Here is a 16,792-nt window from a genome sequence, read left to right on the forward strand (position 1 = left end):
CTATAGCTGATGTGCATGGTTCAAGGTCGCTACCCTCACCCCAGCCCTCTCCCAAGGGGAGAGGGAGCTGATATTGGTTTGGATGATCGTTCCCACGCTCCGCGTGGTAACGATCTGGCACAGAGCCGTCGATCACCTATGGACTTGATAGCTGGAGTCAACCCCGCCAACCTCCTAGAATCGCCCCCACGATTAAAGGAGACGACTTCATGCTGATGGTGATTTCCCCCGCCAAGACCCTCGACTACGAAACACCGCCGGCGACCCAGCGCTTTACCCAGCCGCAATACCTGGACCATTCCCAGGAACTGATCCAGCAATTGCGCGAGCTGAGCCCGGCGCAGATCAGCGAGCTGATGCACGTATCGGACAAGATCGGCGGGCTCAACGCCGCACGTTTCGGCAGTTGGACGCCAGCGTTCACGCCAGAGAATGCCAAGCAGGCATTGCTCGCCTTCAAGGGTGACGTCTATACCGGTCTGGATGCGCAATCCTTCAGTGAAGCCGATTTTGATTACGCACAAAAACACCTGCGCATGCTTTCCGGCCTTTATGGCTTGCTGCGCCCCCTCGACCTGATGCAAGCCTATCGCCTGGAAATGGGCACCAAACTGGCCAACGCCCGAGGCAAAGACCTGTATGCCTTCTGGGGCACACGCATCAGCGAATGGCTCAACGAAGCGCTGGCTGAACAAGGCGATGATGTGCTGCTCAACCTCGCCTCCAACGAGTACTTCTCGGCCGTCAAACGCACTGCCCTGAACGCGCGGATCATCAATACCGAGTTCAAGGATCAGAAGAACGGCCAGTACAAGATCATCAGCTTCTACGCGAAAAAAGCCCGCGGTCTGATGAGCCGTTTCGTGATTCAGGAAAAGATCAACGATCCGGCGCATCTCAAGCACTTCGATGTGCAGGGTTATCGCTACAGCGCCGAGCAGTCGAAACCCGACAATCTGGTGTTTCTGCGCGATCACGCCCCGGAATAAAGCATGCCCAATGCACGACTCTTTTCATCTGGAGTCGTGCACCTCGCACGATGTCAGAATTCCCCCGCTGTATTTCGCCAGTTTAATGGCGCCAGAAAAATACCCCTGTCTTTTCTGAGATTTCTTTCACTCGACACTCGTCAGTTTTTTCAGTAGTGGCACCTAAATTTTTTTGCAGTAGTGGCACAAAACTATCTAGCGCGGTTATAGCCCCAGAACTAAAGGGCGAAATCGCAAGTGCTATCAAATTGAAAGCAGTGCCATCTTTACCAATATTTCAAAAAATTTCAGGTGGCACGATGAGCGGGCTGGAACTATGTCCAAATGCGTAGCTCATACCACCGGTAACGATTCTCGGCGAGTTTGTACGAGATAACTTACGCAGGACTGATAGCCATGTAACCAAGTTGTCACAGCAACTTGACTAGATGACTAACGGGTCTGAAAACGAAACGATGGACAGGCGATACGCACCATTGATATCCCCTGCAAAGGCCATGGTCGTACCCTTTAAACGTGCTCGCCTGAGCACTGAACCGCTTGATTTACAGGGATTTTCACCCCCGCATCAAGCGCGCAAGAAGATTGCACAAGAGTCTTCAAAAGAAGATCCGCTGCATAACAGGGCAAGTCATAACAATAAGGCCTGGTTGCGCACATCTTGAGTGCACTTATTTAGACACTCGAAACTTAGTATGCCTGCACACGGCATTGTGGCGCCTGTAAGCCGCACTTTCGAGTGCACTAGTGTCCGCTGAACACCATTAACTCCGGCCTCTAAGGCCTGATATATACAGAGGTAATTGCGATGCGCATCAGCATATTTGGTTTGGGTTACGTTGGCGCAGTATGTGCCGGTTGCCTGTCTGCACGGGGCCATGACGTAGTTGGCGTCGATGTTGCCAAAGACAAGATCGACATGATCAATGCCGGCAAATCGCCGATCGTTGAACCGGGTCTGGGCGAACTTCTACAACAGGGAATCCAGACCGGTCGTCTGCGCGGCACGACCAACTTCGCCGAAGCCATTCGCGACACCGATCTGTCGATGATCTGCGTCGGTACACCGAGCAAAAAGAACGGCGACCTGGAACTCAACTACATCGAAGCGGTATGCCGCGAGATCGGTTTTGTTCTGCGTGAAAAAACCACCCGTCACACCATCGTCGTGCGCAGCACCGTGCTGCCAGGCACCGTTGCCAACGTCGTCATCCCGATTCTTGAAGACTGCTCGGGCAAGAAAGCCGGCGTCGACTTCGGCGTTGCGGTCAACCCTGAGTTCCTGCGCGAATCCACCGCGATCGCCGACTACGATCAGCCACCGATGACGGTCATCGGCGAGTTCGACACCGCCTCCGGTGACGTTCTGCAATCGCTGTACGAAGAACTCGACGCACCGATCATCCGCAAGGACATCGCCGTTGCCGAAATGATCAAGTACACCTGCAACGTCTGGCACGCGACCAAAGTGACCTTCGCCAACGAGATCGGCAACATCGCCAAAGCGGTCGGCGTCGATGGTCGTGAAGTGATGGAAGTGGTCTGCCAGGACAAGACCCTCAACCTGTCCCAGTACTACATGCGCCCAGGCTTCGCCTTCGGCGGCTCGTGCCTGCCAAAAGACGTCCGCGCCCTGACCTACCGCGCCGGTTCGCTGGACGTCGAAGCGCCGCTGCTGAACTCGCTGATGCGCAGTAACGAATCGCAAGTGCAGAACGCTTTCGACATCGTTGAAAGCCATGAAAAACGCAAAGTCGCCCTGCTCGGTCTGAGCTTCAAGGCCGGCACTGACGATCTGCGCGAAAGCCCGCTGGTCGAACTGGCCGAAATGCTGATCGGCAAGGGTTACGACCTGAGCATCTACGACAGCAACGTCGAGTACGCCCGTGTTCACGGCGCGAACAAAGACTACATCGAGTCGAAAATCCCGCACGTATCGTCCCTGCTCAACTCGGACTTCGATTCGGTGATCGACAACTCCGACGTGATCATCCTCGGCAACCGCGACGAGAAATTCCGTTCGCTGGCCCAGGAAGCGCCGCAGGGCAAGCAAGTCATCGACCTGGTGGGCTTCATGTCCAAGGCCACCAGCGCCGGTAGCCGCACCGAAGGTATTTGCTGGTAACGCAGCGCCAAGCGACAAGCGTCGAGCTGCAAGTCAACGCGATTGGCTTGCAGCTTGAAGCTTGCAACTTGCGGCTTCCCTTACCTTCGGATGACGGTTATGACCAAGCTCAAACATTTTTTTCTGCAATCAGCCGGCTGGCTTTTTTATCTCAGTCTGCTGATGGGCCTGGCCTTGATGCTGCCCACGTCCACATTCGACTCCGAGTCGAAGGACTTCATTTTCCTGATTGGCGCCGTGGGTACCTGGCGCTACTCGATGGGTGCAACGCACTTTGTGCGCGGCATGATTTTTCTCTACATCGTCTACCCGCATCTGCGTCGCAAAGTGCGCAAGCTGGGCAAGGCCGCCGATCCATCGCATGTGTTTCTGATGGTCACCAGTTTCCGTATTGACGCGCTGACCACCGCGCAGGTCTACAGCTCGGTGATCCGCGAAGCCATCGATTGCGATCTGCCGACCACCATCGTCTGCTCGATCGTGGAAATGTCCGACGAGCTGCTGGTCAAGGCGCTGTGGGCACGGATGAATCCGCCGGAGCGGGTCAAGCTCGACTTCGTGCGCATTCCCGGCACCGGCAAGCGCGATGGCCTGGCCTTCGGTTTCCGCGCGATCTCCCGTCACCTGCCGGATGACCGTGCCGTAGTGGCCGTGATCGACGGCGACACCGTGCTCGGCGAAGGCGTCGTGCGCAAGACCGTGCCGTGGTTCCAGCTGTTCGGCAACGTCGGCGGCCTGACCACCAACGAGTTCTGCGAAGTGCGCGGCGGCTACATCATGAGCGAATGGCACAAGCTGCGTTTCGCCCAGCGCCACATCAACATGTGCTCGATGGCCCTGTCCAAGCGCGTACTGACCATGACCGGTCGTATGTCGGTGTTCAAAGCATCCGTGGTGACCAACCCGGAATTCATCGCCGACGTTGAAAGCGACTCGCTGCAACACTGGCGTCTGGGCCGCTTCAAGTTCCTGACCGGCGACGACAAGTCGAGCTGGTTCAGCCTGATGCGCCTGGGTTACGACACCTTCTACGTGCCGGACGCGGCGATCAACACCGTTGAACACCCGCCGGAGAAGAGCTTCATCAAGGCCAGCCGCAAGCTGATGTTCCGCTGGTACGGCAACAACCTGCGCCAGAACTCGCGTGCACTGGGCCTGGGTATCCGTCGTCTCGGCGCGTTCACTTCGGTGGTGCTGTTCGACCAGCGTGTGTCGATGTGGACTTCCCTGCTCGGTCTGACCGTGGCACTGATCGCCAGCTTCAAGTACGGCACCGCGTTCATCCTCGTGTACCTGCTGTGGATCGGCATCACCCGCCTGATCCTGACGCTGTTGCTGTCGTGTTCCGGCCACCGTATCGGCCCGGCTTACCCGGCGATTCTGTATTACAACCAGATCGTTGGCGCGCTGGTGAAGATCTACGTGTTCTTCCGCCTCGACCAACAATCGTGGACTCGCCAGCCCACATCCCTGACCCGTGACCTCGCCAGCTTTCAACGTTGGTTCAACACCTGGTCGTCTCGGACCATGACCTTCTCCGCCGGCAGCATTTTTGTCGCCGTGCTGCTGATGATGGTCTGACCCGCTCCTATTGAATTAACAAGGAAATCGCCCCTATGAATACCGCCGTCAACGTCAACGTAGTGCATGAATCCGAAGCCCAGCGCCAGCACGCTCGCGTGAAAATCCCGGCCAAGCTGCGTTTCTTCGGCCCTGACCGGACTCCGCTCGAAGCGCGGGTTTTGGACCTGTCGGCTGGCGGTCTGGCGTTCAACGCCGGGCAGATGCCGCTGACCATCGGCGAGGTGTACAAGGCGCGTCTGCAATTTGTCATCGACAACCTTGGCCTGGCCATGGACGTTGAACTGCAGGTGCGTTCCTTCGATCGCGCCACCGGCCGTGCCGGCTGCCAGTTCCAGAACCTTGAGCCACAGGACATTTCCACCCTGCGCCACCTGATCACTTCGCACCTGGCCGGCGACATCGTCAGCATCGGCGAAGTGCTGGCGACCCTGCAGCGCGACAACTTCACCAAGGCGCGCAAGAACAAGAGCAACGACACCGGCATGACCGCGTTCGGCCGTCTGAAAGCCGTGACTTTCAGCGCTGGTATTTTCGCTGTTGGTCTGGTCGCTGCCGGTTTCATCTTCAAGTCGGTGTATGGCATGTACTTCGTCAGCCATGCGCAAGCCGGTCTGGTCAGCGTGCCGGGGATGAACATCACCATGCCGCGTGACGGCACCGTGCAGAGCCTGGTCAAGTCCGACGGCGTTGCCGCCAAAGGCGCGCCGCTGGCGACCTTCAGCACCAGCATGCTCGACGTGCTCAAGGGTCATCTGGCCGAAGACCAACTGGCCCCGGCCAAGGTTGAGGAACTGTTCGGCAAGCAGATGACCGGCACCCTGACCTCGCCGTGCGACTGCACCGTGGCCCAGCAACTGGTCGCCGACGGTCAGTACGCAAGCAAGGGTGACGTGATCTTCCAATTGGTGCCGCGCAACACCCAGGCCACCATTGATGCGCGCTTCTCCTATCGCCAGTTCGGCGACGTTCGCCCAGGCACTCCGGTGAGCTTCCAGATCGCCGGCGAAGACAAGACCCGCACCGGCAAGATCGTCAGCAGCACCAGCCTGAAGAGCGCCGACCTGTCCTCCGATATCCGCGTGCAGATCCAGCCTGACGAGCCGCTCGACAGCAGCTTCGCCGGCCGCCCGGTGGAAGTGAACAGCGACCGTGGCCCGAACCTGAACTGGCTGATCGACAAAGCCATGGCTGCCGGTCTTTAAGTCGAGGACATGCCTGTGACTATTACCAGTCTCTTCAGAACGCCGCGATCCCTGTGGGAGCTGGCTTGCCAGCGATTGGATCAGTGCGGTCTTGCTGAAACACCGAGTCGCCTGAATCGCTGGCAAGCCAGCTCCCACAAGGGCCCCATGTGTGCCTTGGCGCTTCTCTGGCCGGTTGCGCCGGCCTGCCCGACCAGCGTCTGGCCAACGAAGCGCTCAAGCGTGGCGACACTGCCACTGCTGCGCAGAACTACCAGCAACTGGCCGACCTGGGCTACAGCGAGGCGCAAGTCGGCCTCGCCGATATCCAGGTCGACAGCCGTGACCCGGCGCAAATGAAACAGGCCGAAGCGACTTACCGCGCAGCGGCCAGCGTGTCGCCGCGTGCCCAGGCCCGTCTCGGTCGCCTGCTGGTGGCCAAACCGGGCTCGACCGAAGCCGAGCACCACGAAGCCGAAACCCTGCTGAAAAAAGCCGCCGCCAATGGCGAAGGCAATACGTTGATTCCGCTGGCGATGCTCTATCTGCAATACCCGCACAGCTTCCCCAACATCAACGCCCAGCAGCAGATCGATCAGTGGCGCAAGGCCGGTTACCCGGAAGCCGGTCTGGCTCAGGTGCTGCTGTATCGCACCCAGGGTACCTACGACCAGCACCTGGATGACGTGGAAAAAATCTGCAAGGCCGCGCTCAACACCACCGATATCTGCTACGTCGAACTCGCCACCGTTTACCAGAAACGTGGCCAGCCAGAGCAGCAGGCCGAGCTGATCAAGCAGATGCAGGCCGGTTACAGCCGTGGCACCGTCACCGCGCAGCGCGTTGATTCGGTCGCCCGCGTACTCGCCGATTCGACCCTGGGCAAGACTGACGAGAAAACCGCGCAGTCGCTGCTCGAGCCGATCGCTCCGGGCTACCCGGCGGCGTGGGTCAGCCTCGCGCAACTGCTCTACGACTTCCCAGAACTGGGCGACGTCGATCAGATGATGAAGTACCTGGACAACGGCCGCGCCGCCGACCAGCCGCGCGCCGAACTGTTGCTGGGCAAGGTCTACTACGAAGGCAAACTAGTTCCGGCCGACGCAAAAGTCGCCGAGGAACATTTCCAGAAAGCCGTCGGCCGTGAAGTCGCCGCCGATTACTACCTCGGCCAGATCTATCGCCGTGGCTACCTGGGCAAGGTCTATCCGCAGAAGGCTCTCGATCACCTGCTGACCGCTGCGCGCAACGGCCAGAACAGCGCCGACTTCGCCATCGCCCAACTGTTTTCCCAAGGCAAGGGCACCAAGCCCGACCCACTGAACGCGTACGTCTTCAGCCAATTGGCCAAGGCGCAAAACACTCCGCAAGCCGCTGAGCTGGCCGCCACCCTCGAGGCGCAATTGCCGCCCGAGCGTCTGCCTGAAGCTCGCCGCCTGCTGCAACAAGAGCAAGCCAGCCGTGGCTCGCTGAACTCGAACACGCTGCAACTGCACGCCCTGCAAGAAGAAGACGGCGAGGAAAATCTATGAAGCTGAACCCATTTGTGAAGGCCGGTATTGGCCTCACCTTCGCGCTGATCTGGTCTTGCCCGACACTGGCTGCGATGACTGAAAGCAAGAACTTCGGTCTGGAAGTGAAACTCACCGGCCAGTCCGAAGACGACCGTGACCTCGGCACTGCCGGCGGCGGCGACGTCAACGGCGTCGGCCTCGACCTGCGTCCGTGGATCTACGGCGAAAGCGGCGCGTGGAGCGCCTACGCCATGGGCCAGGCCGTGACCTCGACCGATATCATCGAGACCGACACCCTGCAGCAATCCGACGGTGCGCAAACCACCGACAGCGGTGATCGCGAAACCAAGAAAAACTATCTGGCGATGCGCGAATTCTGGGTCGGCTACAGCGGCTTCACGCCCTACCCTGGCGAGATCCTCAAGTTCGGTCGCCAGCGTCTGCGCAATGACGACGGCCAATGGCGCGACACCAACATCGAAGCGTTGAACTGGACCTTCGACACCACCCTGCTACGGGCCAACGCCGGTGTTGCCGAACGCTTCAGCGAATACCGCACCGACCTGAAAGAGCTGGCGCCGAAAGACAAGGATCGCCTGCACGCTTACGCCGACGCCGCGTATCAGTGGACGCCGGGCCAGTGGGTCGGCATTCGCGGCCACCACACCCACGACGACGGCAAACTCGATTACGCCGAACCGGGCGTGCCGCGTGACTCGCTGGACAAGACCGAGAACGGCGACATCAGCTGGATCGGCCTGACTGCCGACAGCGACGCCTACAACTGGCGCAATACCAACACCGTCAACTACTGGGGCAGCATCACCGGCATGAGTGGCGACCGTGACACGGTCAACGCGCTGAACGCCGATGGCAGCCGTCCTGCACAAGCCAAGCGCAGCGATGACATCAGCGGCTGGGCCACTGACCTCGGCGTGCGTCTGCGCCTCGATCCGCACTGGCAAGTCGGCGGTGCCTATGCCCGCGCCAGCGCCGATTACGAACAGAACGGTCTGGAGAGCAACCGCTCCAACTACACCGGTACCCGTTCGCGCGTACACCGTTTCGGCGAAGCCTTCCGCGGTGAAATGAACAACATGCAGACCGCGACCCTGTTCGGTTCCTGGATGGTCAACGACGAATACGACGCCAGCCTGATCTACCACAAGTTCTGGCGTGTCGACGGCAACAAGCCGGTGGGCAGCAACGGCATCAACGCGGTGGAAAACAACACCGACGACGTCACCGGCGCCATCCTTTCCAGCACCTCGCTGCCGCTTGAAGACGGCAACAAGGACCTGGGTCAGGAGATGGACCTGGTCGTCACCAAGTACTTCAAGCAAGGCCTGTTGCCGGCGGCGTTGAGCCAGTCGATCGACGAGCCTTCGGCACTGGTGCGTTTCCGTGGCGGTGTGTTCAAGCCGGGCGATGCCTATGGCAGCCAGGTTGATTCGTACATGCACCGCGCATTCATCGACGTGATCTGGCGCTTCTGATGCAAACCGCCAAGGGAGTGCCCGACATGATCAGCACCAGAACAGGCTCACTCAGCCTGCTGGCCGGCGCGATGCTGCTGGCCAGCGCTGGCGCCTTTGCCAACGTGGAACCGGTCGCGCCCCAGGCGGGCAAGCCGGCCACCGTGGCCAAGGAACTGCAACAGGCCAAGACCTACACCGTCAGCAGCGCGCCAACCGACGCGCTGCAACTGGCCAAGCCGAAACTGCCTGACCTTTCCGGTTTCACCGCCGAAGCCGCTGCGGCGAAGATCGTACGCAGCAAAGCGGGCAAGATCAGCGTGCGCCGGATGATGCAGGAAAACGCCCTGAAGGACTTCATCGGCGGCGATAACAAGATGGCCGAATGGGTGGTGCGTCAGCACGGTATCCCGCAGGCGATCTTCATCGACGACGGCTACATGAACCTCAAGGATCTGGCGAAGAAACTGCCCAAGCAGTACTTCAGCGAGACCGCGCCGGGCGTGTACCTGGCCAAGCTGCCGATCGTGGTCGGCGAGAAAGGCATCCTCGAAATCGACGGTCAGACCCAGGAACTGCGTCTGTCCCAAGAGGCCGGTGCGTTCATGGTCAACGACGGCAAACTGTTCGTCAGTGACACCAAAGTCACTGGCTGGCGCGAGAAGGAGAACGGCCCGGCAACCTTCCGTACGCCGAAGGAATTCCGTCCGTTCCTGCTCGCCTGGGGCGGCACCGAGACCTACATCGTCAACAGCAAGATGGCCAGCTTCGGCTACGCCAACAGTAAGTCGTACGGGGTGAGTATTTCCCAGTACACACCGAACATGGCCAAAGTCCTCAAGCGTCCCGAGCCGACCGGCTGGATCGTCGGCTCCGAGTTCTCGGACATGTGGTATGGCTTCTACTGCTACGAAACCAGTGACTTTGTGGTCAAGGGCAACACCTACAAAGACAACATCGTCTACGGCATCGACCCGCACGACCGTTCGCACCGGCTGATCATTGCCGAGAACACCGTGTACGGCACGAAGAAGAAGCACGGGATCATCATTTCCCGAGAGGTCAACGACAGCTTCATCTTCAACAACAAGAGCTACGACAACAAGTTGTCGGGCCTGGTGATCGACCGTAACAGCATCAACAACATCATTGCCTACAACGAGATCTACAAGAACCACACCGACGGCATCACGCTCTACGAGTCGGCCGACAACCTGTTGTGGGGCAACAAGGTCATCAGCAACCGGCGTCACGGCATCCGTATTCGTAACAGCGTGAACATCCGCCTGTACGAAAACGTTGCCATGACCAACGGCCTGACCGGCATTTACGGGCACATCAAGGACCTGACCGACACCGACCGCGACATCAAGCTCGACCCGTTCGATGCCCAGGTCTCGCTGATCGTTGTCGGCGGCGAGTTGGCGGCCAATGGCAGCGGCCCGCTGTCGATCGATTCGCCGTTGAGTGTCGAGCTATATCGCGTGTCGATGCTGGCGCCGACCAAATCCAGCGGCATCAGCTTCAACGGCATCCTTGGCGAGCGCCAGGATGAAATTCTCGACTTGCTGGTGCGCCAGCAGAAAGCCGTGCTGATCGACCCTGTCGAACGCCAGACCGAAATGCGGGACTGAGGATAATTTTTATGCACCCACACATGATCAAACTGCTCAGCCTCTCGGCCCTGACCCTTGGCATTCTCGCCGCCGGCAATGCACGTGCCGACGCTGGCAGTGAAACGGCCGCGCCGCCGAAATTCACCGCTGAGCCATGCTGCAACCTGTGCCCGGCCGCCCATGACGCGAAGAACTACACCACGCGTTATCAGCAGAACTTCACCACACTGGTGCAAGCCCAGGGCGACTGGTTGTTCCGGACCCAGGAAGACTTGCGTACCGAGTTCAACACCACGCCGGCCGGCTACAAGCGCCTGCAGCAGTTGCACGATGCGTTCAAGAGCAAAGGCGTCGAGCTGGTGATCGTTTACCAGCCGACCCGTGGCCTGGTGAACCGCAACAAGCTCAACCCGCAGGAAAAAGCCGCGTTCGATTACGAGAAAGCGCTGGGCAACTACAAGACCATGCTCGGCCGTTTCGCCAAGATGGGTTACGTGGTGCCGGACCTGTCGCCACTGACCAACGAATCGCTGCCGGACACCCTGCCCGCTCACGATTTCTACTTCCGTGGCGACCAGCACTGGACGCCGTACGGTGCTCAGCGCACAGCGAAAATCGTCGCCGAGAAGGTCAAGCAGATCCCGGCCTTCGCCGACATTCCCAAGCGTGAGTTCGAGACCAAGAAGTCCGGGCGCATGGGCAAGACCGGCACCCTGCACAACATGGCCGGGCAACTGTGCGGCACCAGCTACGCGATCCAGTACATGGATCAGTTCACCACCGAGCCGAAAGGCGAAGCGGGTGACGGCGACCTGTTCGGCGATTCCGGCAATCCGCAGATCACGCTGGTCGGTACCTCGCACAGCGGCAAGAACTACAACTTCGCCGGCTTCCTCGAAGAAGCCATCGGCGCCGACATTCTCAACGTTGCCTTCCCCGGCGGCGGTTTTGAAGGTTCGATGCTGCAGTACCTGGGCAGCGAGGAATTCCAGAAGTCGCCACCGAAGATCCTCATCTGGGAATTCTCGCCGCTGTATCGCCTCGACCAGGAAACCATCTATCGCCAGATGATGGCCTTGCTCGATAACGGCTGCGAAGGCAAAGACGCACAGATGACCGGCAGCGCCACGCTGAAGCCGGGCAGCAAACAGGAACTGATGGTCAACAGCAAGAACCTGAACCTGCAGAACGCCAACCATCAGGTCGACATCCGCTTCGCCGACACCTCGGTGAAAACCCTGCAAGCCACCCTCTGGTACATGAACGGTCGCCACGAGGACATCAAGATCGAGAAACCGGAAACCTCCGACACCGACGGTCGTTTCGCCTTTGAGCTGCGCACGGACGAAGACTGGGCCTCGCAAAACCTGCTGGCCGTTGAGGTCCAGGGCCCAGAAGCCGCACCTGGCGCCGCGCCGCAAAAAGTCGAAGCGAAAATCTGCAAACGCAACGTATTCCCGGGCGTCGGTCAACAGACCGCGCAGCTTGGGCAATGAGGTCTGCTATGCGAAATCGAACGATCAAACACCTGCTCGCGCCTTCCCTGCTGACCCTGGCGATGTTCGCCGGGGCCACCCAGGCCGCCGCGCCACTGCGTCCGCCACAGGGCTACTTCGCTCCGGTGGATAAATTCAAGAGCGGCGACAAGAGCGACGGTTGCGATGCGATGCCGGCACCGTACACCGGGCCGCTGCAATTTCGCAGCAAGTACGAAGGCTCGGACAAGGCCCGCGCGACGCTGAACGTGCAGTCGGAAAAAGCCTTTCGCGACACCACCAAAGACATCACCACGCTGGAGCGCGGCACCGCCAAGCGCGTCATGCAGTTCATGCGCGACGGTCGCCCGGAACAGCTCGAATGCACGCTGAACTGGCTGACCGCGTGGGCCAAGGCCGACGCGTTGATGTCCAAAGACTTCAACCACACCGGCAAGTCGATGCGCAAATGGGCGCTGGGCAGCATGGCCTCTTCGTACATTCGCCTGAAGTTCTCCGACTCGCATCCACTCGCGGAGCATCAGCAGCAAGCGCAGTTGATCGAGGCGTGGTTCAGCAAAATGGCCGATCAGGTGGTGAGCGACTGGGACAACCTGCCGCTGGAAAAAACCAACAACCACTCGTACTGGGCCGCCTGGTCGGTGATGGCCACCGCCGTCGCGACCAACCGCCGCGACCTGTTCGACTGGGCCGTGAAGGAATACAAGGTCGGCGTCAATCAGGTCGATGCCGACGGCTACCTGCCCAATGAGCTCAAGCGCCAGCAACGCGCCCTCGCCTATCACAACTACGCCCTGCCGCCACTGGCGATGATCGCCAGTTTCGCCCAGGTCAACGGGGTCGATCTGCGTCAGGAAAACAATTCGGCGCTCAAGCGTCTGGGTGACCGGGTGTTGTCCGGGGTGAAAGACCCGGATGAGTTCGAAGAGAAGAACGGCAAAGAGCAGGACATGACCGATCTGAAAGAGGACATGAAATTCGCCTGGCTCGAACCGTTCTGCACCCTCTACACCTGCGCGCCGGATGTGATCGAGAAGAAACGCGACATGCAACCGTTCAAAACCTTCCGCCTGGGTGGGGACTTGACCAAGGTTTATGACCCGTCGCATGAAAAGGGCAATAAAGGCAGTTAGTCGCTGATCGTTCCCACGCTCTGCGTGGGAATGCAGCACGGGACGCTCTGCGTCCCAAAGCGTGACGCAGAGCGTCACAAGAGGCATTCCCACGCAGAGCGTGGGAACGATCATACAACCACCCGGTTTCACGTGGGGGGTTTGGGGGGGCTTTGGCCCTTGACTGTTGGTTCAAACATGGAGAGATCGGGATGGTATTTTCATCCAACGTGTTCCTGTTTCTGTTCTTGCCGATCTTTCTCGGCTTGTACTACTTGAGCGGGCAACGCTATCGCAACCTGCTGCTGCTGATCGCCAGCTACGTGTTCTACGCCTGGTGGCGTGTGGACTTCCTCGCGCTGTTCGCAGCCGTCACGCTGTGGAACTACTGGATCGGCCTGAAAGTCGGTGCCGCCGGCGTCAGAACCAAACCGGCCCAGCGCTGGCTGCTGCTCGGCGTGGCCGTCGACCTGTGCATTCTCGGCTACTTCAAGTACGCCAACTTCGGTGTCGACAGCATCAACGCGATGATGACGTCGGTGGGTCTGGAGCCGTTCATCCTCACGCACGTGCTGTTGCCGATCGGTATTTCGTTCTACATCTTCGAATCGATCAGTTACATCATCGACGTATACCGTGGCGACACCCCTGCCACGCGTAACCTGATCGACTTCGCGGCATTCGTGGCGATCTTCCCGCACCTGATTGCCGGTCCGGTCCTGCGTTTCCGCGATCTGGCCGACCAGTTCAACAACCGCAAGCACACCCTCGACAAGTTCTCCGAGGGCTGCACGCGGTTCATGCAGGGTTTCATCAAGAAAGTCTTCATCGCCGACACCCTCGCGGTGGTTGCGGACCATTGCTTCGCCCTGCAAAACCCGACCACCGGCGACGCATGGCTCGGCGCACTGGCGTACACCGCGCAGTTGTACTTCGACTTCTCCGGTTACAGCGACATGGCCATCGGCCTGGGCTTGATGATGGGTTTCCGCTTCATGGAGAACTTCAAACAGCCGTACATCAGCCAGTCGATCACCGAGTTCTGGCGCCGCTGGCACATCAGCCTGTCGACCTGGCTGCGTGACTATCTGTACATCACCCTGGGCGGTAACCGTAAAGGCACGCTGATGACCTATCGCAACCTGTTCCTGACCATGCTGCTCGGTGGTCTGTGGCACGGCGCGAACATCACTTACATCATCTGGGGCGCCTGGCACGGCATGTGGCTGGCGATCGAAAAAATGCTCGGCCTGAACACCTCGCCGCGCAGCCTCAACCCGATCCGCTGGGCGCTGACCTTCCTGCTGGTGGTGATGGGCTGGGTGATCTTCCGTGCCGAGAACCTGCACGTTGCCGGGCGTATGTACGGCGCAATGTTCAGCTTCGGTGACTGGTCGCTGTCGGAACTCAATCAGGCCAGCCTGACCGGTCTGCAAGTGGCAACCCTGGTGGTGGCTTACCTGACCCTGGCGTTCTTCGGACTGCGTGATCTGTACACCAATCAGCCGCCAGCCAAGACCAAACCTGCGGTCAACGTCGAGGCCGATGGTCCTGCGACTGCAACGCCTGGAATGATCAAGGCAGCGCCTGGCGAAAACCCGGCGAGCATCCATGAACCTGGCTACACCGTCGGCGTCGAAGCCCAGGTGCAACCGGCCTACTGGACCGCTGACTGGTCGCGCTACGTGATGCGCGGGCTGATCCTGCTGCTGTTCATTGCCTCGATTCTCAAACTCTCGGCGCAAAGCTTCTCGCCGTTCCTTTACTTCCAGTTCTGAGGGATCTGACATGACCCGCTCATTACGCATCTTCTACATCGCCCTGTTTCTGGTGACGCTGTTGGTCCTCGGTCTGTGGTCGGTTCGCAGCTTCTTCGGCTTCAGCACCAACGCCGATGCGACGGTGCTCAACGGCCGCTGGACCAAAGCGGTGGAAACCCACTATGACGATGAATTTCCGATCAAGCGTCTGGGCACCAACCTCTGGGCCGCGCTGGATTTCAAACTGTTCAACGAAGGTCGTCCGGGCGTGGTGCTCGGTCGCGATCAGTGGCTGTACAGCGACGAGGAATTCAACCCGATCGTCAACGAAGAGCTGAACCTGCAAGGCAACTACGCGCTGGTCGAAGGCGTGCGCCAGACCTTGAAAGACAAAGGCGTGAAGCTGGTAATGGCGATCGTTCCGGCCAAGGCGCGCCTTTATCCGGAACATCTGGATGAAGTGAAACCTTCGAGCATCCACGCAAACCTTTATCAGGACTTCCATGCCCGCGTTGCCGGCGACAAGATCCTCGCCCCTGACCTGCTCGGCCCGTTGCAACAGGCCAAGCAGAACGGTCAGCAAGTGTTCCTTCGCACCGACACCCACTGGACTCCGGAAGGTGCCGAAATCGCCGCCAACACCCTGGCCAAGACCATTGCCGAGAAATTCCCGCTCAGCGGCGAGCCACAGCGCTTCGTCACCACGCCGGCGGAGACGGTCACGCACAAGGGCGATCTGCGTCTGTTCCTGCCGCTCGATCCGCTGTTCGAAAACATGATGCCGGCGCCGGAGCCATTGCAGAAGCGCAACACCGTGGCCGCCGAGCAGCCTGCCGGTGACGACGCCCTGTTCGCCAACAGCGAAGTACCGGTCGCGCTGATTGGCACCAGCTACAGCGCCAACCCGAACTGGAACTTCGTCGGCGCGCTGAAGCAGGCACTGCACAGCGACGTGGTCAATTACGCCGAAGACGGCCACGGCCCGATCCTGCCGATGCTCAGCTACCTGAAAAGCGATGACTTCAAGAACAGCCCGCCACAAGTGCTGATCTGGGAGTTTCCTGAACGATATCTGCCTGTGAACAACGAAATCGGCGACGCCGACCCACAGTGGGTCGCAGAGCTCAAACAAGCCGGCGCCCGCCAACAAAACGTAGCCATCAACACTAAATCCGAGACGCCCGATCGGGCGCAAAACTGAAAGAGAGGTACACCATGACTTTCACTACTACTCCTCGTCGTCTCGCTAAAAGCTTCGCTCTGGTCGCTGGCCTCAGCGTGCTTTCCGTCCCTGCTTTCGCCGGTGGCGACGCCGCGCTGTACGGCCCGACTGCACCGAAAGGCTCGACCTTCGTGCGCGTTTACAACGCCAGCAACGCTGAAGTCAGCGCCACCGTCGGCAGCACCAACCTGAGCGACATCGCGCCACTGGCCAGCAGCGATTTCAGCTTCATGCCGGGCGGCGACTACAGCGCCAAGGTCGGCAGCCAGACCCTGCCGGTGAAACTCGCCGGTGACCACTACTACACCCTGGTCAACAACGCCTCCGGCGCGCCGCAACTGATCGAAGAGCCGCCGTTCAAGAACAAGCAGAAATCCCTGGTGCGCGTGCAGAACCTCAGCGACAAGCCGCTGACCCTGAAGACCGCCGACGGCAAGACCGAAGTGGTGCCGAACGTGGCTGCCAAGGGCCGTGGCGAACGTGAAATCAACCCGGTGAAAGTCAGCCTGGCGCTGTACGAAGGTGACAAGAAAGTCGGCGACGTCAAACCCGTCGCTCTGGAGCGCGGTGAAGCAGCAGTGCTGTACGTCACCGGTAACGGCAGCAACCTGTCGCCAGTCTGGGTGAAACGCCCGGTGTCGACTCGCTAATCGCTCGAGCTATCAGCTACTAGCTTCAAGCTGCAAGTGAAGTGCTTCTAACTCACCGCTTGCAGCTT

Annotated in this window: 12 protein-coding genes; all 12 read left to right on the top strand. The window is 59.7% G+C overall.

Annotated elements, in window-relative coordinates:
• Nucleotides 1–209: 209 nt before the first annotated feature.
• The 12 genes from yaaA (at nt 210) to M0746_RS20825 (ending at nt 16,724) form a co-directional block, all read left to right on the top strand.
• Nucleotides 210–989, top strand: a complete 780-nt coding sequence (yaaA, locus tag M0746_RS20770; protein WP_258450443.1) for a peroxide stress protein YaaA — start codon at nt 210–212, stop codon at nt 987–989.
• Between the two features lie 808 nt (nt 990–1,797).
• The gene (locus tag M0746_RS20775) at nt 1,798–3,114 is read left to right on the top strand and encodes a nucleotide sugar dehydrogenase (protein ID WP_016771595.1); all 1,317 of its coding nucleotides are present in this window, start codon (nt 1,798–1,800) and stop codon (nt 3,112–3,114) included.
• 99 nt (nt 3,115–3,213) lie between these two features.
• Nucleotides 3,214–4,695, top strand: coding sequence for a mannuronan synthase (gene alg8 / locus M0746_RS20780; RefSeq protein WP_258450444.1), 1,482 nt, complete (start codon nt 3,214–3,216; stop codon nt 4,693–4,695).
• A gap of 35 nt (nt 4,696–4,730) precedes the next feature.
• The gene (locus tag M0746_RS20785; RefSeq protein ID WP_258450445.1) at nt 4,731–5,900 is read left to right on the top strand and encodes an alginate biosynthesis protein Alg44; all 1,170 of its coding nucleotides are present in this window, start codon (nt 4,731–4,733) and stop codon (nt 5,898–5,900) included.
• 149 nt (nt 5,901–6,049) lie between these two features.
• The gene (gene algK, locus M0746_RS20790) at nt 6,050–7,411 is read left to right on the top strand and encodes an alginate biosynthesis TPR repeat lipoprotein AlgK (protein WP_342454897.1); all 1,362 of its coding nucleotides are present in this window, start codon (nt 6,050–6,052) and stop codon (nt 7,409–7,411) included.
• On the top strand, nt 7,408–8,889 hold the full coding sequence (locus tag M0746_RS20795) for an alginate export family protein (protein ID WP_208938656.1): 1,482 nt from the start codon (nt 7,408–7,410) through the stop codon (nt 8,887–8,889). The genes algK and M0746_RS20795 overlap by 4 nt, the downstream gene beginning before the upstream one ends.
• Before the next feature lie 26 nt (nt 8,890–8,915).
• Nucleotides 8,916–10,502, top strand: coding sequence for a mannuronan 5-epimerase AlgG (gene algG / locus M0746_RS20800; RefSeq protein WP_258450446.1), 1,587 nt, complete (start codon nt 8,916–8,918; stop codon nt 10,500–10,502).
• A gap of 11 nt (nt 10,503–10,513) precedes the next feature.
• Nucleotides 10,514–11,980, top strand: coding sequence for an alginate O-acetyltransferase (locus M0746_RS20805; RefSeq protein ID WP_258450447.1), 1,467 nt, complete (start codon nt 10,514–10,516; stop codon nt 11,978–11,980).
• 8 nt (nt 11,981–11,988) lie between these two features.
• Nucleotides 11,989–13,113 (top strand): mannuronate-specific alginate lyase, encoded by a 1,125-nt coding sequence (locus M0746_RS20810; protein ID WP_208938659.1) that lies wholly within the window; start codon nt 11,989–11,991, stop codon nt 13,111–13,113.
• A gap of 191 nt (nt 13,114–13,304) precedes the next feature.
• The gene (locus M0746_RS20815) at nt 13,305–14,870 is read left to right on the top strand and encodes an MBOAT family O-acyltransferase (RefSeq protein ID WP_258450448.1); all 1,566 of its coding nucleotides are present in this window, start codon (nt 13,305–13,307) and stop codon (nt 14,868–14,870) included.
• A gap of 10 nt (nt 14,871–14,880) precedes the next feature.
• The gene (locus M0746_RS20820) at nt 14,881–16,053 is read left to right on the top strand and encodes an alginate O-acetyltransferase (RefSeq protein ID WP_258450449.1); all 1,173 of its coding nucleotides are present in this window, start codon (nt 14,881–14,883) and stop codon (nt 16,051–16,053) included.
• A 14-nt stretch (nt 16,054–16,067) separates the two neighbouring features.
• Nucleotides 16,068–16,724: an alginate O-acetyltransferase AlgF gene (locus tag M0746_RS20825; RefSeq protein WP_016771605.1), complete on the top strand. Its 657-nt coding sequence runs from the start codon at nt 16,068–16,070 to the stop codon at nt 16,722–16,724.
• The last annotated feature ends 68 nt before the right edge of the window (nt 16,725–16,792 follow it).

The sequence above is a fragment of the Pseudomonas sp. S11P7 genome (assembly GCF_023195435.1).
Taxonomy (GTDB): domain Bacteria; phylum Pseudomonadota; class Gammaproteobacteria; order Pseudomonadales; family Pseudomonadaceae; genus Aquipseudomonas; species Aquipseudomonas fluorescens_G.

Coding starts and splice junctions, on each gene's coding strand:
- M0746_RS20775 (WP_016771595.1), top strand. CDS start 1,798: ATGCGCATCAGCATATTTGGTTTGGGTTACGTTGGCGCAGTATGTGCC.
- M0746_RS20815 (WP_258450448.1), top strand. CDS start 13,305: ATGGTATTTTCATCCAACGTGTTCCTGTTTCTGTTCTTGCCGATCTTT.
- M0746_RS20810 (WP_208938659.1), top strand. CDS start 11,989: ATGCGAAATCGAACGATCAAACACCTGCTCGCGCCTTCCCTGCTGACC.
- yaaA (WP_258450443.1), top strand. CDS start 210: ATGCTGATGGTGATTTCCCCCGCCAAGACCCTCGACTACGAAACACCG.
- M0746_RS20820 (WP_258450449.1), top strand. CDS start 14,881: ATGACCCGCTCATTACGCATCTTCTACATCGCCCTGTTTCTGGTGACG.
- M0746_RS20795 (WP_208938656.1), top strand. CDS start 7,408: ATGAAGCTGAACCCATTTGTGAAGGCCGGTATTGGCCTCACCTTCGCG.
- M0746_RS20805 (WP_258450447.1), top strand. CDS start 10,514: ATGCACCCACACATGATCAAACTGCTCAGCCTCTCGGCCCTGACCCTT.
- M0746_RS20785 (WP_258450445.1), top strand. CDS start 4,731: ATGAATACCGCCGTCAACGTCAACGTAGTGCATGAATCCGAAGCCCAG.
- alg8 (WP_258450444.1), top strand. CDS start 3,214: ATGACCAAGCTCAAACATTTTTTTCTGCAATCAGCCGGCTGGCTTTTT.
- M0746_RS20825 (WP_016771605.1), top strand. CDS start 16,068: ATGACTTTCACTACTACTCCTCGTCGTCTCGCTAAAAGCTTCGCTCTG.
- algG (WP_258450446.1), top strand. CDS start 8,916: ATGATCAGCACCAGAACAGGCTCACTCAGCCTGCTGGCCGGCGCGATG.